This window comes from Poritiphilus flavus, from assembly GCF_009901585.1.
GTDB classification, from domain to species: Bacteria; Bacteroidota; Bacteroidia; order Flavobacteriales; family Flavobacteriaceae; genus Poritiphilus; species Poritiphilus flavus.
This window is the reverse complement of sequence record NZ_WXYO01000006.1, coordinates 524,615-550,540: the sequence shown is the minus strand read 5'-3', so window position 1 is coordinate 550,540 and position 25,926 is coordinate 524,615. Positions and strand designations below refer to the sequence as shown.

Here is a 25,926-nt window from a genome sequence, read left to right as displayed (position 1 = left end):
TTCTGGTCAAAGGAAGTGGCATAAGCAAACATGCCGTACATATTGGTCACACTGCTGGTGTTCCAGGAGCTGATGTCCTGGTCAAAGGCAGTGGCATTCCAAAACATCATGTTCATATCCGTTATATTGGCCGTATTCCAGGAACTGATATCCGCGTTAAAGCTGCTTGCATAGCCAAACATTTTGTCCGTACTGCTAACACCACTCAGGTCGGGAGCATCGGTGGCCTTAACCTCCATATTGCTACAGCCGTAAAACGCGTTTTGCATGCTGCTCCAGGAAATACTGCCCCATTGGTCTACGGAAAGCAGCTTCTCCTTATCCCCTGTGTTGTTGAATTGTATCGCAGTAAGGGTCCCGTTCCCGGAAGCAGCATCCCGAAGGGCCACTTGTATCTTCCCGGAGGTATAGTTAAGCAGAGGGACATTCAAAGTGATGGTCCCGCTCTGGTCCAACAGTTCATAGGTGCCGTCATTGCCCAGGTCCACATCATAAGTGCCCACTGCGGGAATGGTAATGGAACTGCTGTTGGAGGTTCCAGGCTTGTTGGTGTCCCAGGTGGTGATGAACTCGGTCTGGGCATACAGGCCGGTGGTAATCAGGAAGGATGTAAAAAAGGTAAGTAAGGGCCGTTTCTGGCCCGTTGCGTAATTTGTCCCCATAATCTAAATCAGTTGTATGAATTCTCCTATTAAGCTAATGCCTTATGCTCAACACTTTAAAAGGAAAGTAACAACTGTCTCTATTTGAAAATAAATGTGTGCAGCGTCGGGAGTAAATGACAACTTCCCGTTTGTCCGGGTTTCGAGGCTGGCTACGAATTGAGTAAACCGGAGAGCATATTGCATCCTTTCCCTCTTTGCTCATCGGTTCAAATAGACAACACCCTGGACCGGTGGAGTGGCGTCGTCTCCGAAATCTATAGTGTAGTAGTACACCCCGTTGGGTAATTTTCCGTCTGCCAGGATAATCCCGCGATCTGCACTGCCATCCCAGTCGGCCTTACCGATCTTCCCTTTATATACCAAGGAACCGTTACGGTCATAGATTGTCATGGTATAGTTGGGATAATCGTTCCTCAACCAGGAAATGGAAAAGGTATCGTTGATCCCGTCCCCGTTGGGTGAAAAACCAAGTTTGTCTGCCTCCGGCAGAGCATCACAGCCGAGCATACTGATTCTTACGGCCACTTCAATGATTTCGGAGATACATCCGTTCTCGTCCTCCAATGCACCGTAATACGATGTTCCATCTACAAGCGTAACATCAATTTCCAGTTCTGTTGAGATGTTCTCCTTCGCATACCAGTGAATAGTGCCGTTACCTGAGGCTGCCAAATCCGCTACTGTAGGGGATTGTAAAATGCAGAATTGCTGTTCCAACTCCGCTTCGAGGACCGGAGCATCCAAAAGAAAAGCTGTGGTGCTGCCCACGCTGGTACAGCCATTTGCCATAACAATGGTAACAGTGAAATCCTCTCCGTCCGAAACGTTGGTAACCTCCGGATTTTGTATTCCGGTGTCGCTAAAAACCGCATCCCCGGTACTGGACCATGACCAGGATGTGGCTAGTCCGCTTATCTCATTCAGTTGAAGAGTAGATCCCGGGCAAATGGGGCCGCTATTAATAACAACGGCCAGTGGCGTACTTATGTTCTGTACCGTAACCGTAGCCGTACAACTGGCTGAGTTCCCGCTATTGTCCGTTACCTCAAGAGTTACCGTATTCTCTCCAATTTCAGAGCAACTGAAAGTATTCTCGTTGAGGAAAAGGGACAGGCTACCCCCATTGCTGTCAAGTGAGCCGTTGTCTACATCCGATGTACTGATTGTCACGCTGCCAGTGGTATCGAGTTCCACGGTAACATCCTGGCAAATAGCTATGGGGGCCATGTCGTCTACCACATTTACCGTGGTCTGGCAGGTTGCAATGTAGCCATTGTTGTCCGTTACTGTCAGGGTCACGGCGTTTGCGCCCAGGTCGGATGCCTCAAACATACTTGGGGACACATCCAGAGTAACACTACCACAGGCATCGACAGAACCTTGGTCCACAAGATCCGCGCTTAGGATGGCTGTACCACCTGTACCTAATTGGATGGTTGCCTCCTGGCATAGTGCTGTTGGGGCCGTTGTATCGTTTACTGTGATGGTCTGCGTTACATTGGTGCTGTTGCCCGCTTCATCCGTAATCCTATAAGTCCTGGTAATTACTTCAGGGTTGCTGTTGCCATCACTTAGATCACTCACAAAGCTTACGGTCAGGTTTGCTGTGCAGTTGTCCGCTTCATCGGTCACTGTGCTTATATCCGGGGTCGGGACATCAGATACGCATTGTACATTCACCGCAACCGGGTCACTGGCTGTCGGCGCGGTAGTATCGTCTATTGTGATGGTCTGACTTACAACAGTACTGTTTCCGGCCTGGTCAGCAATCCTATAGGTCCGGGTGATTATCTCCGGATTGCTGTTCCCATCACTGACATCACTTACAAAGGTGACCGTTGGATTTGCCGTACAGTTGTCCGCTTCGTCAGTCACCACTAGTATGTCGGGAGACGGAACATCAGATGCACATTGTACACTCACTGCGGTCGGGTCACTGGCCGCAGGGGCCGTAGTATCGTTTACTATGATGACCTGGATTACATCAGTACTGTTACCTTCGGTATCGCTTACTCTATAAGTCCGGGTGATGATCTCCGGATTGCTGTTCCCATCACTGACATCATTCACAAAAGTAACTGTTGGAGTACCACAGTTGTCAGCTTCGTCGATCACTACCTCAATATCCGGTGAGGGTACTTCCGATGCGCATTGTACACTAACCGGTGAAGGGTTACTGGCCGTGGGGGAGGTCGTATCCTTTAAATTAATGGTTTGAGTGACGTTTGTACTGTTTCCTGCTACATCTGTAATCCTATAGGTCCGGATGATCGTTTCAGTGTCGCTGGTATTATCGCCCACATAGGAAACCATCGGACTGCTTGTGCAATTGTCCGCTTCATCTGTTACTACGGTGATGTCCGGGCCTGGAACATCAGATATACATTGTACGTTCACCGATTCCGGGTTGCTTGCCGTAGGGCTCGTTGTATCGTTTACTGTGATGGTCTGAGTAACATCCTTGCTGTTTCCGGCTCCGTCAATCACCCTGTAGGTCCTGGTAATGGTTTCAGGATTGCTGTTCCCGTTACTTACATCACTTACAAAGATGACTGTTGGGTTTGCTGTACAATTGTCCGCTTCGTCTGTTATTACGGTTATGTCCGCTGCAGGGACGTCGGATGAACATTGCACACTCACTGCCGTTGGGTTGCTAGCCGTAGGGCTTGTAGTATCCCTTATGATGATGGTCTGGACTACATTGGTACTGTTCCCGGCGATGTCGGTAACCCGGTAGGTCCGGGTAATTACCTCAGGGTTGCTGTTGCCATCACTTACATCACTCACAAAGGTTACTATCGGGTTCGCGGTACAGTTATCGGCTTCATCAATTACTACGCTTATATCCGGAACAGGTACATCAGATGAGCATTGTACATTCATTACTGCGGGGTTGCTGGCCGTAGGTGCGGTGGTGTCATTTATTGTGATCAGATGGGTCACATCTTTGCTATTCCCGGCCCCATCAGTTACCCTATAGGTCCGGGTAATCGTTCCCGGGTTACTGGTGTCGTCCCCGATATAGGTCACTGTTGGACTAGTCGTACAGTTGTCCGATTCATCGGTGACCACTGCGACGTCCGGTGTGGGGACCTCAGATAAACATTGTATGCTCAGCGATGTGGGGTTACTGGCCGTGGGAGCAGTCGTATCACCAATCTTGATGGTCTGAGTTACATTGATACTGTTGCCTGCGCCATCGGTAACGCCATAGGTCCTGATAATCGTTTCCGGACTGATGGTGTTATCCCCCAAATAAGTAACTGTTGGGTTTGTAGTACAGTTGTCGGCTTCGTCAATAACCACTGTAATGTCAGGGGCTGGAATATTTGACGCGCATTGCACACTTACCGTTGCCAGGTCACTTGCCGTTGGAGCGGTAGTATCATCTACTGTAATAGTCTGGGTTACATCGGTGCTGTTCCCGGCTTCGTCAGTAATCCTGTAGGTCCTTGTGATTATTTCGGGATTGCTATTGCCATCACTCACATCGCTCACAAAAGTGACTGTTGGATTTGTGGTACAATTATCGGCCTCATCAGTCACTAACGCGATATCCGGGGCTGGTACATCGGAGGAACACTGTACCCTCATCGCCAACGGGTTGTTGGCTGTTGGAGCGGTGGTATCCTCTACTGTGATGGTCTGGGTGACATCCGTACTGTTCCCTGCCTCATCGGTCACCTTATAGGTCCGGGTAATCACTTCGGGGTTGCTGTTGCCATCACTGACATCACTTACGAAGGTTACAGTCGGAGTTACCGTACAGTTGTCCGCCTCATCGGTCACTACAGTGACGTCCACAGCCGGGATATTGGAGGAACATTGTACACTTACTGCTGCCGGGTTGCTGGCTGTGGGGGCGGTGGTATCATTCAAGGTGATGGTCTGTGTAACATCGGTGGTGTTCCCCGCTGCATCGGTAATCCTATAGGTCCGGGTAATGGTTTCCGGATTACTTTTGCCATCACTCACATCGCTTACAAAGCTCACAGTTGGTGTGCCACAGTTATCCGCCTCATCGGTGACTACGCTAATATCAGATGTAGGAGCGCTACATTGAGCATTGATTGGCTCCGGATTGCTTGCTGTTGGAGCTGTCGTATCGTTTACCGTGATCGTTTGGGTCACATTTATATTGTTACCCCCGGCGTCCGTAATACTATAAGTTCGGATGATCGTTCCCGCATTGCTGCTGTTATCACCTACGTAGGCTACTGTTGGATTTGCAGTACAATTGTCTGCTTCGTCGGTTACCACTGTAATATCCGGAGCAGGGACTTCGGATAAACATTGTACACTCACTGCTACCGGGTTGCTCGCCGTAGGAGCAGTAGTATCATCTATGGTGATGGTCTGGGTGACATCGGTGCTGTTCCCTGCCCCATCGGTTACCCTATAGGTTCGGGTGATGGTTTCGGGATTGCTTTTGCCATCACTTACATCATTTACAAAGGTCACCGTTGGGTTTGCGGTGCAATTATCCGCTTCGTTGATCACGACACTGATATCAGAAGCTGGCACATCGGATGAACATTGCACACTTACTGCTGCCGGATTGCTGGCGGTTGGGGCCGTAGTATCGTCTACCGTTATGGTCTGGGTAACATCGGTGCTGTTCCCGGCTTCGTCTGTAATCCTATAAGTACGGGTGATCGTTTCCGGATTGCTGTTGCCATCGCTCACATCACTCACAAAGGTGACTGTTGGATTTGCGGTGCAATTATCGGCCTCATCAGTTACTACGGTGATGTCCACGGCCGGGACATTGGATGAACATTGTATACTTACCGCTGCCGGGTTGCTGGCCGTAGGTACGGTAGTATCCTCTACCGTGATGGTTTGGGTGACATCGGCACTGTTCCCTGCCCCATCGGTTACCCTATAGGTCCGGGTAATGGTTTCCGGATTGCTATTGCCATCGCTCACATCACTCACAAAGGTGACCGTTGGATTTGCGGTGCAATTATCGGCCTCATCAGTCACTACGGTGATGTCCACGGCCGGGACATTGGATGAACACTGTACGCTTACCGTTGCCGGGTTGCTGGCCGTAGGTACGGTAGTATCCTCTACCGTGATGGTTTGGGTGACATCGGTACTGTTCCCAGCGGCATCGGTCACCCTATACGTCCGGGTAATGATTTCGGGATTGCTATTGCCATCACTGACATCACTTACAAAGGTCACTGTTGGTGTGCCACAATTGTCCGCCTCGTCGGTCACTACCGCAATGTCCGCAGCAGGCACATCAGATGCACATTGTACGCTCACCGCAGCCGGGTCGCTAGCTGTCGGGGAGGTAGTATCACTTACGGTAATTAGCTGAGTTACATTGATATTGTTACCCGCCCCATCAGTAACACTATAAGTACGGATGATGGATTCCGGGTTGCTTGTATTGTCACCTACATAGGCCACCGTGGGTGTGCCACAGTTGTCCGCCGCATCAGTCACTACGCTGATATCCGGAACCGGTGGATTAGACGCACACTGTACACTTACTGTTGCCGGATTGCTTGCAGTAGGAGCGGTTGTATCGTCTACCGTAATGGTCTGGGTAACATCGGTGCTGTTCCCGGCTTCGTCAGTAATCCTATAGGTCCGGGTAATGGTTTCCGGATTGCTGTTCCCATCGCTGACATCACTTATAAAGGTGACTGTTGGGTTCGCGGTACAATTATCGGCTTCGTCTGTCACTACAGTGATGTCTGATGCCGGGGCAGTACACTGGGCACTGATAGCCAATGGATTACTGGCTGTAGGGGCCGTTGTATCGTTTATCGTGATGGTCTGAGTTACATTGATGCCGTTCCCGGCAGCGTCGGTTACCCTGTAGGTTCGGGTAATTACCTCCGGGTTGCTGTTCCCATCACTGACATCACTTACGAAAGTGACTGTGGGGATTGCGGTGCAGTTATCCGCTTCGTCTGTCACCACGCTAATATCTGCAGAGGGTAAACATTGCACACTCAAGGCTGCAGGGTTACTTGCAGTAGGAGCGGTTGTATCGTCTACCGTAATGGTCTGGGTGACATCGGTGCTGTTCCCGGCTTCGTCAGTGATCCTATAAGTTCTCGTGATTACTTCGGGGTTACTGTTGCCATCGCTCACATCACTGACAAAGGTGACTGTTGGATTTGCTGTACAATTATCCGCCTCATCGGTCACCAGCGCAATGTCCGCCGTGGGGACATTGGAGGAACATTGTACACTGACTGCTGTGGGATTACTAGCTGTCGGTGCTGTTGTATCGTCTACCGTGATGGTCTGGGTGACATCTGTACTGTTCCCGGCTTCGTCAGTTACCCTATAGGTCCGGGTAATAGTTTCAGGATTGCTTTTGCCATCACTCACATCACTGACAAAGGTGACCGTTGGGTTTGTGGTACAGTTGTCGGCCTCATCGGTCACTACGGTGATATCCGATGCCGGGGCGATACATTGTACGCTGATGGCTGCCGGATTACTGGCCGTAGGAGCTGTGGTATCGTTTATGGTGATGGTCTGGGTGACGTCCTTGCTGTTCCCCGCCCCATCGGTTATCCTATAGGTTCTTGTGATTACTTCGGGATTGCTATTGCCATCACTGACATCACTTACAAAGGTGACCGTTGGTGTGCCACAATTATCGGCCTCATCGGTCACTACGGTGATGTCAGCTGCCGGGGCGCTACATTGTACGCTGACCGCTGCAGGATTACTGGCCGTAGGAACGATGGTATCGTCTACCGTAATGATCTGGGTGACATCGGTGCTGTTCCCCGCCTCATCAGTTATCCTATAGGTTCGGGTGATGGTTTCGGGATTGCTTTTGCCATCACTCACATCACTGACAAAAGTTACTGTGGGGTTTGCGGTACAGTTATCCGCCTCATCGGCCACTACGGTGATATCCACGGCGGGGACATTGGATGAACATTGTACGCTTACCGAGGTGGGATTACTGGCCGTAGGAGCGGTTGTGTCGTCTACCGTGATAGTTTGGGTAACATCCTTGCTGTTCCCCGCCCCATCAGTTACCCTATAGGTCCGGGTAATGGTTTCAGGATTGCTTTTGCCATCACTCGCATCACTGATAAAGGTGACTGTTGGTGTGCCACAGTTATCCGCCTCATCGGTCACAACGGTGATGTCTGATGCCGGAGCGCTGCATTGGGCACTGATATCTGCAGGATTACTGGCTGTAGGAGCGGTGGTATCGTTTATGGTGATGGTTTGGGTAACATTCTTACTGTTCCCTGCCCCATCGGTCACCCTGTAAGTTCTTGTGATTACCTCGGGATTGCTGTTGCCATCACTGACATCGCTTACAAAGGTGACCGTCGGTGTACCACAGTTATCAGCTTCGTCTGTCACCACAGTGATATCCGCAGGAGGTAAGCATTGTACACTGACTGCTGTGGGGCTGCTGGCCGTAGGAGCGGTGGTATCGTCCACCGTGATGGTCTGAGTGACATCTTTGATGTTCCCCGCAGTGTCCGTTACCCTATAGGTTCGGGTAATGGTTTCAGGATTGCTTTTCCCATCACTCACATCACTGACAAAAGTAACTGTGGGTATGCCACAGTTATCAGCTTCATCAGTCACTACAGTAATATCAGCTGCAGGGACATTGGATGAGCATTGTACACTCACCGCTGTGGGGCTGCTGGCCGTGGGAGCTATCTTATCATCAACCGTTACCGTGGCTGTGCAGGTGTCAGTGTTATTACTGCCATCGCTTACAGTAAGGGTTACCGTATTCGCCCCTGCATCCAAACAGTCAAAACTCATTTGATCCAGAGACAGCGAAACAGTACTTCCACTGTTGTCGGACGAGCCATCATCGATGTCCGATGTGGTGATCGTTGCGCTGCCCGAAGAATTCAGCTGTACGGTGATGTCCTTGCAGCCAGCAGTGGGGGCCGTATTGTCCGCTACCGTCACTGTGGTCGTACAGGTTTCTGTGCTGCTGCCATCGCTCACCGTTAGGGTCACGGTATTATCACCAAGATGGTTGGTCGTAAAGTCTGTTTGGGACAGACTCAGTGATATCCCGCAGCCATCGCTTCCGTCATCAACAAGATTGGATGTCAGGCTGGCCGTACCGCTGGCTCCAAGTTGGAGGGTTACCGTCTGATGACACTTGGCAGTAGGCTGGGTAGTTGCCTTGCTATCCCCTGTAAAGGTAAAGGTTGTCATCGCGGCACGCTGGGTACGGGCCCTGCAGTAGACAAGGCCCAGGGCGCCAACAGTCACCGTGTTGGTAAAGCTCTGGCTGTGCCAGCCAATCAGCGTTGCGTCCCAGTTATCCGTGGAGAGCCCACTGCCATTGAGCATATTGGTACCATCGGTCACCTTTCCCAGATCCCAGCTTTCCAGGCTCTGGTCAAAAGCGCTCGCGTTTTGAAACATGTTGCTCATACTGGTCACATCACTGGTGTCCCAGGAACCCAGATCCTGATTAAAGGCGCTTGCCTCATAAAACATGTAGCGCATATCTGTAACGCTGCTTGTATTCCACGAACCAATATTTTTATTAAAGACGGTTGCATCGGAAAACATGCCAGACATATTGGATACCTTTGCCGTGTTCCATAAACCTATGTTGCTGTTAAAAGCACTTGCATTACTAAACATGTAGCGCATTTCCGTCACACTACCTGTGTTCCAGGAACCGATTTCCTGGTTAAAGGCTCTAGCGGCTGAAAACATGTAACGCATATCCGTAACACTGTTTGTGTTCCAGGAGCCAATATTTCCATTAAAGACAGTTGCACCAGAAAATATGAAGCTCATATCAGTCACACTACTTGTGTTCCAGTTGGAGAAGCCCGTAGTCCCTATAAGAGAAGTACAACTGGTAAACATTTGTTTCATATTGGCCACACTGCTTAAATCAGGAGCATCATTTGCGAGAATATCAAGATTTGTACAGCCGAAAAATGCAGCTTCCATAGTTGTCCAGGATATACCACTACCCCACTGGTCCACGGAGAGCAGCTTCTGCCTGTCACCCATATAATTGAAGTGTATCCGGTTAAGGTAACCACTTCCGGAGATCGCATTCCTAAGGGCAAGCTGTATTTTCCCGGCAGTAAATCCGTAGGTGGTCACATTCACAGTAATGGTGCCGGTTTGATCCAAAAGTTCGTAACTGCCGTCATTGCCCAGGTCCACATCATAGGTTCCCGTGGCCGGTATGGTGATGGAATTGCTATTGGACGTTCCGGATTTGCTGGTGTCCCAGCTAGTAACGAAAACGTCCGGATCCATGACGGTCACTGTGGTCTCACAGTTATTTGTGTTCCCATTGGCGTCAGACACCGTCAGGGTCACCTTGTTCGCACCCAGATCAGCATCAGTAAAGCTAGATGGCGATACTAGCAAAACTATGCTTCCACCACATATGGAGGCGGAACCGGCATCCACCAGATCTGTGGTCAGTTCGGCGTTTCCGTTGGCATCCAATTGTATCACGGCCGACTTACACGAAGCTACTGGCACTGTTTTATCTACAACGGTAACAATGGATGGACAGGTGGCCGTATTTCCGCTATCGTCAGTCGCAGTAAGGGTCACAATATTGGTTCCTACATCCAGACATCCGAAGGTATCCTTGTTCAGGGAAAGGGTCACGCTACCACTGTTATCGGACGAGTTGTTATCTATATCCGAGGCGACAATGGTAGCACTACCCGTAGCATTCAATTGTACACTAAGGTCCTTACAGCCTGCGATTGGGGATCTTCTATCGTCCTGGACTACCAAGGTCTGGCAAGTGTTTGTGTTACTGTTGGGGTCGGTCACAGTCATGGTCACTGCAGTCTCACCGAGGTCTGAGGCTGTGAAGCTGGTCTTGGATAATCTAAATGAAACACTCCCGCAGTCGTCACTTGAGCCGTCATCAACAAGGTCAGGTGTCAGGGTAGTGGTACCGGAAGCATCTAGTTGGAGGCTTACCATTTGTTTGCATCTAGCCGTAGGTGGGATCGTTTCAGCGCGGTCACCACTAATATTGAGGGTCAGTGCAGCCCTTTCTGCAGTGGCTTTGCAGTAAACCAACCCTGAGGCACCAATAACCGGGGTATTCGTAAATCCCTGCGCATGCCAACCGATAAGCGTCTCATCCCAGTTATCTACAGAGAGCCCGCTGCCGTTGAACATATCCACACCATTCGCCAACTGACTCAAATCCCAATCGCCAAGTTCCTGATCAAAGGCACCTGCGTTCTGAAACATCCAACCCATATTGGTCACGCTGCTGGTGTTCCAGGAACTAATATCCTGGTTAAAGGTACTTGCTCCGGCGAGCGTGAATTGCATATCGGTCACGCTGTCGGTGTTCCAGGAACTGATGTTAACGTTAAATGCGGTTGCATTACCGAACATGCTGCTCATATTGGTCACACTACTTGTATTCCACGAACCAATGTCCTGGTTAAATGCGCTTGCATAATTAAACATCGCTGCTAAATTGTTCACCTTGCTTATGTTCCAGGAACCAATGTCTGTATTAAATGCGGTTGCTTCCATAAACATGTATGACATATTGGTCACACTGCCAGTATTCCAGGAATTGATGTTCCCACTAAAAGCGGTCGCACCTTGAAACATGGATTGCATATTGGTCACACTGCCAGTATTCCAGGAACTGATATCCCCATTAAAGCTTGTTGCTCCCCGAAACATATAACTCATGTCCGTAACGCTACTGGTATTCCAGGAACTGAGATCCTTGTTAAAGGCAGTGACGCCGTAGAACATGTTGGACATTTTAGTCACTTTGGAGGTGTTCCAGGAACTGATATCTGCATTAAAGTTTGCTACACCGCGAAACATACTGCTCATGTCGGTTACATTACCCAGGTTGGGAGCGTCGCTCGCCTTAATCTCCAAATTGGTACAGGCGAAAAAAGCCAGCGCCATTGAGCTCCAGTATATGTTGCTGCCCCATTGGTCCACGGATAGTATTTTCTGCCTGTCACGGGTAATGCTGAAGTTTATCCGGTTCAGAGTACCCGATGTGGATACGGCATTGCGAAGGGCTACTTGTATCTCCCCGGCTGTATAGTTGTGGGTAGTCACATCTATCGTGATAGTCCCTGTCTGGTCCAGCAATTCGTAGGTACCGTCATTGCCCAGGTCTACGTCATAGGTCCCTATAGCCGGTATGGTGATGGAATTAGTGTTGGATGAACCGGATTTGGTCGTGTCCCAGGTGGTTACAAACATACTTGTAGGATTCTCAACGGTTACTGTGGCAGTACAAGTTTCCGTATTACTGTTGGGATCTGTTACCGTTAGGGTCACTGAATTTGAACCGAGATAGGCGGCCGTGAAATTGCTGCGCGACAGACTCAAGGTAACGTCCCCACAGGCATCATTGGAACCTTTGTCCACAAGCTCCGTTGTCAGGGTTGCCTTACCGTCAGTGCCCAATCTGATTGTTGCTGGCCGGCAAAGGGCAGACGGCTTGATATCCTCCGCACTGTCTCCTGTTATATTCAGGGAAAGGGCGGAACGCTCTGTACCTGCTGTGCAGTAGACCAATCCAGAGGCACCAATAGTGGCCGTGTTTGTAAAGCTCTGATTGTACCAACCAATGAGTGTATCGTCCCAGTTGCTCATAGAGAGCCCGCTGTTCTTAAGCATATCGGCGCCATTGCTCAATTTAGTCAGATCCCATGCTCCCAAATCCTGGTCAAAGGCAGTTGCACCTAAAAACAGGCCAATCATATCCGTCACTTCGCTTGTGTTCCAGGAACCAACATCCTGATTAAATGTAGTCGCTTCACCGAACATACTACTCATATCGGTTACGCTGCCTGTTTCCCAGGAACCGATGCTCCCATTAAAGGCGCTCGCCTGATAAAACATGCTGGACATATCGGTCACACTGGCAGTATTCCAGGTAGAGAATCCTGTATCTCCCTTGAGTGACGTACATCCGGAAAACATAGCGTACATATTGGTCAGGTTACTCAGGACAGGAGCATCGGTGGCTTCTACCTCCAAGTTAGTACAGCCGTAAAATGCCTCCGACATGGTGCTCCAGTCGATACCACTACCCCATTGGTCCACGGAAAGTAGCTTCTGTCGGTCACCCGAATTATTGAAATGGATCCTGCTCAGGGTCCCTGTTTCGGAGGTTGCATTCCTAAGGGCCACTTGTATTTCACCTGCAGTATAGTTGTAGGTTGTAACATCTATGGTGGTGGTCCCGGTTTGGTCCAAAAGTTCATAGGTGCCATCATTACCAAGATCCACATCATAGGTTCCTGTAGCGGGAATAGTAAAGGAGTTCCCATCGGAGGTACCTGTATAGGTGGTATTCCAGGTAGTGACGAATACGCTTGCAGGATCTTCTACGGTCACTGTGGTGGAGCAAGTATTTGTATTCCCATTGGGGTCAGTCACTGTAAGGGTTACTGTATTGGCACCTAGATCGGAGGCTGTAAAACTGCTCTTCGACAGGCTTAAGGAGACACTTCCGCAGGTATCGCTTGAACCGTTGTCCACAAGGTCAGTCGTCAGGTTGGGAACACCGTTGGTGCCTAAATGGAGGGTCACCGGCCTGCAAAGGGCACTTGGCTGATCATTTTCCGGGCTGTCTCCTGTCATATTCAGGGAAAGGGCAGCGCGCTCTGTGCCCGCGGTACAGTAGACCAGTCCGGAGGCACCAATGGTTGGTGTATTTGTAAAGGTCTGGGCGTGCCAACCTATAAGCGTGGCATCCCAATTGGCAACGGAGAGCCCACTACTGTTGAGCATTCCAGTTCCATTGGTCAGCAGCCCAAGGTCCCAATCACCCAGATCCTGGTCAAGGGCAGTAGCTTGATAAAACATATAGCTCATATTGGTCACACTGCTGGTGTTCCAGGAACCGACGTCCTGGTTAAAGATGCTTGCGCTGGCAAACATAAAGCTCATACTGGTCACGTTGCTTGTATTCCAGGAACCGATGTCCTGGTTAAAAGTACTTGCATCACCGAACATAAAGCTCATATCCGTCACCTTGTTTGTGTTCCAGGTACCGAAGTTCGCTGTCCCTTTTAGCGATGTACATCCGCTAAACATACCGGACATATTTGTAACACTACCCAGGTCGGGAACATCGGTCGCTTTTACATCCAGATTGCTGCATCCCTGGAAGGCAGTTTGCATGCTGCTCCACGATATGCTGTCACCCCACTGGTCTACCGAGAGCAGCTTCTGACTGTCGCCGGTATTATTGAAGTTTATCCTGGTCAGGTCTCCTTTCCCGGAGACGGCATCCCGAAGGACCAACTGTATCTCGCCTGCAGTGTGGCCATAGGCGGTCACGTCTATAGTAATGGTACCTGTCTGATCCAGAAGATCATAGGTGCCGTCATTTCCCAGGTCCACGTCGTAGGTCCCTGTGGCGGGGATGGTAATGGAATTAGTGTTTGAAGTACCCGATTTGGTAGTGTCCCAGGTAGTGATAAATAACCTTGTAGGATGGTCCATCACGGTTACGGTGCTCTGGCAGGTAGATACCTGGCCAAGGTTGTCAGTCACAGTAAGCGTAACTGTATTAGCACCCAGGTCAGCGGTGGTGAAGTTGCTCTTGGATAAACTCAGAGAGGTAATCCCGCAGGTATCGTTGGATCCATCGTCCACCAGATCTGTCGTCAGGGTGGCCGTGCCATCTATACCCAGTTGGAGTGTTAGTGCTTGCTGACAGAGGGCTTCAGGGAGGGTAGCATCCGCGCTGTCCCCGGTAGTGTTAAACGATAAGGCGGCACGCTCGGTAACCGCCTTGCAGTAAACCAGTCCGGAAGCTCCAATGGTAGGGGTGTTGGTAAAACCCTGGTTATACCAACCGATCAGCGTTGCATCCCAATTTTCTCCTGAGAGCCCACTATTATCGAGCATGGCGACGCCATAGGTCAATTGCCCCAGATCCCAATCCCCGAGATCCTGGTCAAAGGCGCTTGCGTATTGAAACATAGACCACATATGCGTAACACTACTGGTGTTCCAGGAACCAATATCCTGGTCAAAGGCGCTTGCCCCGGAAAACATAAAGCTCATGTTAGTCACACTGTTCGTGTTCCAGGAGCCAATATCCTGGTTAAAGGCATTTGCGGCAAGAAACATGGATTGCATTGAGGATGCCTTTGCCGTGTTCCAGGAACCAATGTCCTGGTCAAAGGCGGTGGCACTCCAAAACATCCAGCTCATATCCGTTACACCGGCTACATTCCAGGAACCAATGTCCTGGTTAAAGGACGATGCATAAACGAACATACCACTCATATTCGTCACGTTTGCCGTGTTCCAGTTGGAAAAGCTCGAATTCCCTTGAAGGGAAATACAATTGTTAAACATCCGATCCATAGTGGTCACGTTACCCAGGTCCGGAATATCTATCGCCTTAACATCCAGATTTGAACAGCCTTGAAATGCCGCCGTCATGCTGCTCCAGGCGATGTCGCTACCCCATTGGTCCACAGAGAGTATTTTTTGTTTGTCTCCAGTATTGTTGAAATATATACTGCTAAGGTCTCCAGAATCTGAGGTGGCATTCCGGAGGGCCACTTGTATTTCCCCGGCGGAATAGTCATAGGTGGTAACATCCACAGTAAGGGAACCGGTCTGATCCAATAATTCGTAACTACCGTCATTACCCAGGTCCACATCATAAGTCCCTGTCAGGGGCATAGTAATTGAACTAGCACCGGAGGAGCCGGGTTTAGTCGTGTCCCAGGTAGTGACAAAAAGGTTTGGAGGAAGGTCCAGTATGGTAACGGCAGTCTCGCAACTACTCGTCTTGTTAGTGTTGTCGGTCACTGTCAGGGTAACGGTATATGTTCCTGCGGTAGTAAAGCTGCTCCTGGACAAACTTAAAGAGACGTCCCCACAGACATCGCTGGAACCATCGTCCACCATATCGCTTGAAAGACTAGCTGAACCATAGGGGTCCAGGCGCATGGTCAATGTCTGAAGACACTCTGCTGTTGGAGCGGTATTCTCCATAATGTCATCAGTTATATTGAGCGTAAGTGCGGCCCTTTCCGTACCTGACTTGCAATAGACCAGTCCGGAAGCCCCAATAGTAGTAGTGTTGGTAAAGCCCTGGCTGTGCCAACCGACAAGCGTGTTATCCCAATTTTCAATGGAGAGCCCGCTGCCATCGAGCATATCTGTTCCATTAGTCAACTGCCCCAAATCCCAATCTCCCAGGTCCTGATCGAAGGCCGTAGCGCTGGACAGTATACTTTGCATGTTGGTTGCACTACTGGTGTTCCAGGTGCTGATGTCCTGGTTAAAAGCAGATGCCCCGGCGAAGGTAAAGCTCATATTGGTCACACTTCCGGTATCCCAGGAACTGATGTCCTGGTTAAAGGCAGTCGCGCCAAGGAACATAGATTGCATATTAGCTAAGCTGCTGGTATTCCAGGAGCCAATGTTCTGGTCAAAGGTAGTTGCCACGAAAAACATCGATTGCGTACTAATTACACTATCGGTATTCCAGGAACCGATGTCCTGATTAAAGGTGCTCGCGCCAGCAAACATAAAGCTCATGTTGGTTACCTTAGCTGTGTTCCAGGTAGCGAAGGCCGTCGTTCCCTCAAGCGAGGTACAGCCATTAAACATATTGGCAAGATTGGTCAGATTGTCCAGATTGGGAGTGTCGGTCGCCTTGACGTCCAAATTGGTACAGCCATGGAATGCCCCTTCCATGCTGCTCCATGAGATACCGCCACCCCATTGGTCTATAGAGAGCAGCTTCTCCTTGTCCCCTGAATTGTTGAAATGAATCCTGTCCAGGGTCCCTGCCCCGGAGTCGGCACTCCAAAGCGCCACCTTTACCTCCCCGGCGGAATAGCCCTGGATAGTGGTTAGATCAATGGTAATGGTGCCGGTCTGGTTTAGCAGTTCATAGGTGCCATCATAACCCAGGTCCACATCGTAGGTTCCTGTGGCGGGTATGGTGATGGAGTTACTGTTGGATGTACCGGGTTTGGTCGTATCCCAGGTCGTGACAAATACTCTTGTAGTATGATCTATCACGGTCACTGTAGTTTCGCAGGTATCTGAGTTACCGTTTGAATCAGTTACTGTTAGGGTAAGTTCATTCACACCTATGTCAGCGGTTGTAAAGCTGCTTTTAGATAAACTGAATGAGACGTCCCCACAAGTATCACTGGAACCGTTGTCCACCAGGTCACCCATAAGGGTGGCTGTACCGGCCGGGCTTAGCACGAGCTCCGTCTCTTTGCATGCAACAGTTGGCTTGTCGCTTTCCGGGCTATCGTCCAAAAACTTGAAAGTCATCGCCTTTCGCATTGCACCGGTTTTACAGTAGACGAGACCATCGGCGCCTATAGAGGGTGTATTGGTAAAACCTTGATTGTACCAACCTGTAATTGTAGCATCCCAGTTTTCCACAGAGAGCCCTGTGTTGTCCAGCATGGATAAAGCCCTGTCCAACGATCTCAGATCCCATGCTCCAAGGTCTTGATTAAAAGATTTTGCACTGGTGAACATGGTTGTCATCGAAGTTACGCTACTCGTATTCCAGGAGCCTATGTCCCCGTTAAAAAGGGCCGCAAGATAAAACATGTTATACATTGAGGTAACGTTGCTGGTGTCCCAGGAGGAAAACCCCGCGGTACCTTCCAGCATTATACAGCCGGCAAACATACTATCCAAAATGGTTGCCTTACTCAAGTCTGGAGCATCCGTCGCTTTGACTTCCAGATTGCTACAGCCTGCAAAGGCACCCTCCATAGTGCTCCAGGAGATATCACTGCCCCATTGGTCTACAGAAAGTAGCTTTAGCCGGTCATCTGCAAGGTAGAAAACTACACTGTTCAGGTTCCCGGATCCGGAGGCGGCATTCCGAAGGGCCACTTGTATATCCCCGGCGGAGTAGCCATAGGTTGTAACATTTATGGTGGTGGTCCCGGTTTGGTCCAGCAGCTCAAAAGAGCCATCATTACCAATGTCCACATCATAGGTGCCTGTAGCGGGGATGGTGATGGAACTGCCGTCGGAAGTGCCAGGTTCTCTAGTACCCCAGGTGGTGACAAAATTCTTTGAAGGAAGATCCACTACTTGTACCGTGGTAGTACAGCTATTTAGCCAACTAATAGGGGTGGTATTGTCTCTGGCAGTTAATGTGACCGTCGTCACACCAATGTCGGCAGTGGTGAAATTGCTCTTGGATATGCGAAGTGTTTTGATCCCACAAGTACTGCTGGAACCATTATCCACCTGTTCCGGGGTAAGACTGGCAGTACCGTTGGCATCCAGTTGGAGGATCACCTGATCCTTACAGTTCATCGTAGGTGCTGAATTGTTCTTAGTGTCGCCAGTAATCTTGAGGCTATGAAGTATCAACAACTGACGTTCATCGGCTGCCGAGCAATAAACCAGCCCAGTGGCGCCTACAATCGGTGTGTTGGTGAAATACTGGCCATGCCAACCGATCAAGGTGTCGTCCCAGTTTGCACCGGATAGCCCGCTACTGCTGAGCATGCCGCTGGCATTGGTCACCTGCCCCATATCCCAGGCGGCAAGACTCTGGTCAAAGACGTCCGCCTGATTGAACATGGCCTGCATATCAGTTATATTGCTTACGTTCCAGCGAGAGAAGCTGTCATTGCCCTTAAGTGAGGAGCAGCCGCCAAACATATAAGATGCATCGGTCACTTTGCCCAAGTTGGGAATATCAGTGGCCAGAACATCCAGATTGGTACAAAGGCGAAATGCATCTTTCATGGTACTCCAGGCTATGCTGCTGCCCCATTGGTCCACTGAAAGTAACTTAGCCCGATTGGCCACAGAACTTTTATAAAGGTTTATACTGTTCAGGGTCCCTGCACCAGATGTGGCATTGCGGAGTGCCAGCTGTATATTCCCGGCAGAATAACCATAAGCGGCGACATTTACTGTAATCGTACCGTTTTGGTTCAGCAGTTCATAGGTGCCGTCATTACCCAGGTCTACATCGTAAGTGCCCCGGGCCGGAATGGTTATGGTGCCATTCGCGTTCCAGGTGCTGACAAATAGTGATGTAGGATAGGCGACCACATTTAGCGTGGTTTCACATGTATTCGTATTTCCGTTGATGTCGGTCACCGTAAGTATGACAGTATGAAACCCCAGGTCTGAGGTGGTGAAATTGGTTTGGGACAAGCTCCTCGAAGCAATTCCACAAGCATCACTGGAACCGGTGTCTATATCGTCTGCTGTCAGGGTGGCCGTGCCACTATTTCCCAGTTGGAACTCTAATGTTTCTTTGCAAGCGACCGTCGGCTTGGTTGTCTCGGCCCTATCACCGGTAATATTCAGGGTAAGTGCGGCACGCTCGGTGCCTGCCTTGCAATAGACCAGACCGGAGGCGCCAATGGTAGCAGTATGGGTAAAGCCCTGATCGTACCAACCGACAAGCGTGGCATCCCAATTGTCAGTGGAGAGCCCACTGCCGTTCAGCATACCACCCCCACTGAGTAACTTTCCCAGATCCCAATCCCCCAGGTCCTGATCAAAAGCAGTGGCATTAAAGAACATGTCGCCCATGATGAGCACACTACCGGTGTTCCAGGCTCCAATGTCCTGGTTAAAAGAGGTTGCATTCTTAAACATTGTAAGCATTGTGGACACCTTAGCCGTGTTCCAGGAACTGATGTCCTGGTCAAAAGCGGTTGCGCCCAGAAACACGCCTTCCATACTGCTCACATTGGCCGTATTCCAGGAACCGATATCCTGGTTAAAAGCGCTCGCGCCATAGAAAATGCCAGCCATATTGGTCACCTTGGATGTATTCCAGGACCCGATGTCTGCATTAAAGGAGGTGGCGCCGGCAAACATCAGTCTCAAACTGGTAAGGTTGCCCAGGTTGGGAGCGTCTGTGGCCTTAACGTCCAGATTGGAACAACCGCGAAATGCACTGTCCATTGTGCTCCAGGATATACCACTACCCCATTGGTCTATGGATAGTATTTTATTTTTATCCCCTGTATTGTTGAAATATATCTTTTCCAGCGTCCCTACACCAGAAGTAGCATTGCGAATGGCCACTTGTATCTCTCCGGCCGTATAGCTATAGGTGGTGACATCTATGGTAGTGGTCCCGGACTGATCCAACAATTCATAAGTGCCATCATTGCCGAGGTCCACATCGTAGGTCCCTGTAGCAGGAATTCTGATCGAATTTCCGTTGGACGTCCCGGTATTAGTTGTATTCCAGGTGGTTACGAAAGCATTTATGGAACTCGCACTGCTCACCACGGTAACCGTGGATTGACAGGTCGACGTCTTGTTGTTACCGTCAGTTATGGTAAGCGTCACTGTATTCGGGCCCAGGTCGTCAGTATCGAAACTGTCCGGAGAAACAGTGAGTGAGCTAAGTCCACATGCAAAGGAATCGTCGTTAACAAGGGTGGCTGGCAAGGTTACCGTGCCATTGCTGTCCAGTGCTATCGAGGTTGTTGCCTTACAATCTGCCGTTGGAAGCGTATCCGGCAGTGTATCTCCACTGAAAGTAAAAGTGGTCATGGCAGCACGTTCAGCTCCCGCTGCACAATAGGTGAGTCCGGAAGCACCTACAGTTACAGTGTTGCTAAAGCCCTGTCCATGCCAACCGATCAGTGTGGCATCCCAGTTGTCAGTGGAGAGCCCACTACCGTTTAGCATTGCCGTTCCGTTGGACAACAGTCCAAGATTCCAATCCCCCAGGTCCTGATCAAACGCGCTCGCCCCGGAAAACATGGATTGCATATTGATCACGCTGCCTGTATCCCAGGAACCAATGTCCTGGTTAAAGTTGGATGCGCTATCAAACATGCTACTCATATTGGTGACGCTACTCACGTTCCAGGAACCGATATCTACATCAAAAGCAGTAGCACTATCGAACATACCACTCATGTTGGTCACCTTGGCGGTGTTCCAGGTACTTATATTCTGGTTAAAGGCGGTTGCACTATCGAACATGCCACTCATATTGGTGACGCTGCCCACATTCCAGGGACCGATATCCGCATTAAAAACGGTGGCGCCATCGAACATGCCACTCATATTGGTTGCTTTGGCCGTGTTCCAGGAACTAATATTCTGGTTAAAGCTGCTTGCCCCGGAAAACATAGCATTCATATTGTTTACCTGATTAGTATCCCAGCTGCCAATGTCCGCATTAAAGGCTGTAGCACTATCGAACATTCCGCCCATATTGGTCACACTAGCTGTATTCCAGGATCCGATATTCTGGTTAAAGGAGGTCGCTCCTTTGAACATTCCACCCATACTGGTCACGGCAGCAACATTCCAAGAGCTGACAGCACCATCAAAGGCCGTCGCATTAAAAAACATCTGCTCCATATTGGTCACACTACTGGTGTTCCAGGAACCAATATCCTTATTAAATACGGATGCTTCCCGGAACATCCCTGACATATTCATTACAGCAGCCGTATTCCAGGATCCGATATTCTGGTTAAAGGAGCTGGCACTATAGAACATATAGGACATATCAGTGACATGGGAAGTATTCCAGGATCCAATATTCGCGTTAAAGGCGGTTGCGCTATTGAACATATTGCCCATATTGGTCACTTTGGTTGTATTCCAGGAACTGATATCGGCATTAAAAGCCGCAGCATTCCAAAACATCCAGCTCATATCGCTCACATTTGTCACATTCCAGGAACTGATATCCCCACTAAAGGCGGTCGCACCGGCAAACATTCCTATCATGGTACTTACACCCGCAGTATTCCAGTTGGTGAAGCCCGTTGTCCCGGTAAGTGCCGTGCAGCCAGAAAACATCTGAGCCATATTGGTAACGCTGCCCAGGTCGGGAGCGTCTGTTGCCTTGATCTCCAGATTGGTACATCCGTGAAATGCCCTGTACATTGTACTCCATGAAATACTACTACCCCATTGATCTACGGAGAGCAGCTTTTGCCTGTCATTCCTATTGTTAAAATATATCCTGGTCAGGTTTCCGGCACCGGATATGGCATTGCGCAGAGCCAACTGTATCTCCCCAGCGGTATAATTATAGTTAGTCACATCAATGGTAGTGTTTCCGCTTTGATCAAAAAGATCATAGGTCCCGTCATTACCCACATCGATATCGTAAGTACCTGTGGCAGGGATGGTGAGGGAGTTGTTATCAGAGGTACCAACATTGGTCGTGTTCCAGGTAGTAATAAACTCGCTTTGAGCAAACAGGCCGGTAGAGATGAACAAGCCGGCGAGAAAGCTAAGAAAAGACCTTCTCAGGCAGGTATAATCATTTCGCTTATTTAAGGAGGACAAATCAATGCAATTGTACGAAGCGATGGTCCCAAATTGGAAGGCGAAGGCCGCACCTTGGTGTCTCCGTCCAATATTCGTTTTAAAGACCTTAGGAAGATTGATGGGATATAGACGTAAAAAGCATGCTAGGTGTTCCGGAAATCGCAAACACCGTACTAAGGACAAGGTCCTGTACATTGCTTTACTATAATTTCCCAAAACGGTCGGTATCTTAAAACCCAATCTTTCCAAATCATCCAACTGACCAGACCCACTGTTTTGAAACCGGAAGTGTTATCAGGCTCGCCGAGCGGAAAGGTTTTATTGGGAATTGCCTTCTTCAAGTATATCGGTGCATGCAAGCTTTGTACGCAAAAGTACCCCTCTTGTAACCAAGCTTTAAAAATGATGTAACAATCGTTGCTATTTGGCGATAAGTGGTGAAAACCGAGACCTCCCGTCTAACTAGACATCGGTAGATTTATTTGGGTGATCTGTCTTGTCCCAGGGCAGAAGAATGTTGTCCTCGGATCTTGGGCCAGGCTTAGCGGAGTGCCCCAGATTTTTCAAAGGGAATTCAAATCTATTTCGAAATATTTGGCACCTTCGACAGGATTGTAGCGGTATGGGGGTATTTCGTAAAATCCGGCTTTGGTATAAAGCGCCAGGGCTTTTTCCATACTGGCCAGAGTGTCTAATCTCATTGTATCATAGCCCAATGATTTTCCTTTTTTTAAGGACTTTGCCAGGAGTTTTTGGCCTACCCCCAGACCTCTGAACCCTGGTTTAACATACATTCTTTTTAGCTCACAGATGGAATTCTCCAGCTTTCGAATAGCGATACAGCCCATAGCGTTGTCTTCTGTATCCAGCGCAACAAATATCGTCCCGTGCGGATGGGAATACTGTGCTTCCAAATCCTGAATTTCCCTATCAAATTCCTGAAAACTCAGATCTATTCCCAACTGTTCGGCATACTCTCTGAACAGCTTGGATGCCAGATGATATTCCATTTTTGATTTCACTTCTTTAATGAGGATCATTTCACGGCAATTATTTAACTCTAGTGTAAAATAGCGATTTTAAGTGGTAGGTGTTGGGTTTTGGAGGGTTGGATTGTTAGATGGTTGGATGGTTGGACCGTTAGATGGTTGGATTGTTAGATGGTTGGATGGTTGGACTGTTAGATGGTTGGACCGTTAGATGGTTGGATGGTTGGACCGTTAGATGGCTGGACTGTTAGATGGTTAGATTGATTGACGGATAGACGGTTGGAGGTTTAGACGGATGGATGCTTAGATTATTAGATTGATAGACGGATAGACAGTTGGAGGGTTAGACGGATGGATGCTTAGATAATTAGATTGATAGACGGATAGACGGTTGGATTGTTAGACAGTTAGATGGCTAGACAATCAGATGATCAGACTGTTTACTGATCACTGTTTACTGTTCACTGTTTACCAAGGACTGAGTTTCCTCTCCGAATCAAAGTAAAGGAGGACAGCCAACCGCTAATTTTCTGATACTCCGTGAAGCATCCTTACCTATACTTTATCACCCTATAAAATTTATACCTCATTTAGAACGTTATATTTACATGTCTTTGGAAATCGTACCCCACAATTTATGAAACAAAGTCTTTTCACGTTTTGTCTTATACTAGCGCTATGCCCAATTTTAGGGCTTTGTCAAAAAGGCTATGTAGTAGATTCCGTGACCTTTGCTGAATTTACCGAAAAACGACCTTTCCCTGTAAAGCAGATGATCATTCCCGGTGTCCTTGGGGGAACCGCACTACTTCTGAACAACGGTGACTTTGAGCAAGAACTGCAACCAAAGATAAATCAGGATCTGAGGACTAACATTGACGATTATACCCGATTTGCACCCCTTGCCCTGATGTATGGAGCGGACGCTCTGGGCGTACAGGCAGAAAATCACTGGTTTGACCAATCCAAGAACGCGGCGCTTTCCCTTTTGCTAACCCAACTAATCACCACGGGCATAAAACGAAGTACAGCTAAGACCAGGCCCAATAACTTTAATGATGAAGCCCTTCCTTCCGGACATACTTCTTTGGCCTTTGCAAGCGCCACAGTACTATACGAGGAATTTAAAAATACGGAACCCCTACTCGCCTATTCAGGTTATGCTTTCGCTTCAACAACAGCCTATTTGCGGATGGCAAAAAACAAACACTGGCTTTCCGATGTACTGCTGGGATCTGCCCTGGGCATAGCGGTTACCAAACTGGTTTACCATTTTGACTATCTCTTCGCCTGGAACCCTTTTAAAGGCCCTGAAAGGCTTGTCGTATTGCCTAAATTGGACTTTGAAAGCAGTGGTGTTTACCTGGCCCTCCGATTCTAATTCGGCCGGACTTGCGTTCATTTCCTAACACCCTTAATGGTGTAAATATCTATGTCTCGGGAACTTAAATCACTTAACTTTGTTGAACAGCGCAGGGCTGTTTCAAAGTCTAAAGTTATCATGAAATACCTCACTTTAACCATAACCATAATACTACTGTTTTGCCTACCGTATATTGGAATAGCTCAGGAAAAGCGGCTTGAAAGAATTGATTCAGGCAAATTCAAACGGCTTTACCAACTAAATGATTCCCTTTACCGTTCTGAACAACCAAGCAAAAAGGATTTTAAAGTTTTGCAAACCTTGGGGATAAGAACTTCAATTAACTTACGTAGAAATAAAGATGACTCGCGAAAAGCAAAGGGAACTGAAATGAAGCTGGTTCATATTCCTCTTAAAACCAAGGAACTCACAGAAGCTGATTTGCTGGTAGTTTTACAAGCCATACAAAAAGCAGAAAAACCGGTTTTGGTACATTGCTGGCATGGGTCGGATCGCACCGGAGCCACCATGGCTGCCTATAGGGTGGTAGTTGAGGATTGGTCCAAAGAAGAAGCCATAAGCGAACTACGCCAGGCTGAGCTGGGATACCATGAGAATTGGTACCCGAATGTAATTGAACTGATCTCAAGTCTTGATGTTGCACGATTAAGAAGCGAATTAGGAATGTAAATGTGAAATTGAGGAGTTGGATGGTTGGACGGTTGGATTGCTGGACGGTTAGACTGTTGGATGGTTGGATGGTTAGACTGTTGGATGGTTAGACTTGTTGGACTGTTAGACGGTTAGATAGTTGGATGGTTGGATGGTTGGACGCATGGATGGTTAGACTTGTTGGACTGTTAGAGGGTTAGACCGTTGGACGGTTAGATAGTTGGATTGTTAGACTGTGGGATGGTTGGATTGTTAGACTGTTGGATGGTTAGACTGTTGGATGGTTAGACTGTTGGATGGTTGGATGGTAGACTGTTAGATGGTTGGATGGTTGGACGCATGGATGGTTAGACTGTTGGATGGTTAGACGGTTAGACGGCTAGACGGCTAGACAAAGAACTGCTTACTGTTCACTGTTCACTGTTTACTGATTACTGATTACTATCCCAATTATTCCCTACCTTTCAAAAAACTATACCAATGATCTTAAAGCAAAAGTTTTGTCAAATTCTATTGATAGCAGGTTTTCTTATCCTTTGGTCTTCCTGTAAAGAAAAGCAGCCTGAAAATCCGGAAAATAATGTAGAAGTTGCCATGAAAGAAGAAACATCAGAAATGAAATCAAAAGAACGATTGTTAAGGCATGTTGTCATCTTCAAATTCAAGGACGATGCCAGTGAAGAGGATGTTGAGAGGGTTAATATGGCCTTTAATGCCCTTCCCGAAAAGATCCCGGTGATCAAGGATTTTGAATGGGGCCTGAACGACAGTCCGGAAAACTTCGATCAGGGATTTACCCATTGCTATCTGCTGACCTTTGAATCTGAGGAAGACCGGGACTCCATTTACGCTCCCCACCCTGCCCATAAGGCCTTCGGCGAAAGCCTGCAACCCTATCTGGAAAAGGTTTTTGTAGTGGATTACTGGACGAATCCCTGAAAACCCTGATTCTTTAAGCAGCTATATTCGTTAATCC

The 25,926-nt window shown here is 48.7% G+C and carries 6 protein-coding genes; 3 read left to right on the top strand and 3 right to left on the bottom strand.

Translation table 11 applies throughout. The features are described from left to right. The 3 genes from GTQ38_RS15070 to GTQ38_RS15060 all read right to left on the bottom strand — a co-directional run. Positions 1–662: BspA family leucine-rich repeat surface protein (locus tag GTQ38_RS15070; protein WP_161436376.1), on the bottom strand; the 662-nt coding region annotated here is incomplete at its 3' end. A gap of 201 nt (positions 663–863) precedes the next feature. Further along, positions 864–21,944: a BspA family leucine-rich repeat surface protein gene (locus tag GTQ38_RS15065; RefSeq protein ID WP_161436375.1), complete on the bottom strand. Its 21,081-nt coding sequence runs from the start codon at positions 21,942–21,944 to the stop codon at positions 864–866. Between the two features lie 545 nt (positions 21,945–22,489). Continuing rightward, a complete protein-coding gene (locus GTQ38_RS15060) occupies positions 22,490–22,966 on the bottom strand; it encodes a GNAT family N-acetyltransferase (RefSeq protein ID WP_161436374.1) in 477 nt (158 codons plus the stop codon). Between the two features lie 586 nt (positions 22,967–23,552). Here GTQ38_RS15060 and GTQ38_RS15050 point away from each other — a divergent pair. From GTQ38_RS15050 to GTQ38_RS15040, 3 genes are all read left to right on the top strand, one after another. Then, the gene (locus tag GTQ38_RS15050) at positions 23,553–24,296 is read left to right on the top strand and encodes a phosphatase PAP2 family protein (RefSeq protein ID WP_161436373.1); all 744 of its coding nucleotides are present in this window, start codon (positions 23,553–23,555) and stop codon (positions 24,294–24,296) included. A gap of 120 nt (positions 24,297–24,416) precedes the next feature. Then, the gene (locus GTQ38_RS15045; RefSeq protein WP_161436372.1) at positions 24,417–24,968 is read left to right on the top strand and encodes a dual specificity protein phosphatase family protein; all 552 of its coding nucleotides are present in this window, start codon (positions 24,417–24,419) and stop codon (positions 24,966–24,968) included. A gap of 462 nt (positions 24,969–25,430) precedes the next feature. Further along, the gene (locus GTQ38_RS15040; protein ID WP_161436371.1) at positions 25,431–25,889 is read left to right on the top strand and encodes a Dabb family protein; all 459 of its coding nucleotides are present in this window, start codon (positions 25,431–25,433) and stop codon (positions 25,887–25,889) included. Positions 25,890–25,926 lie beyond the last annotated feature (37 nt).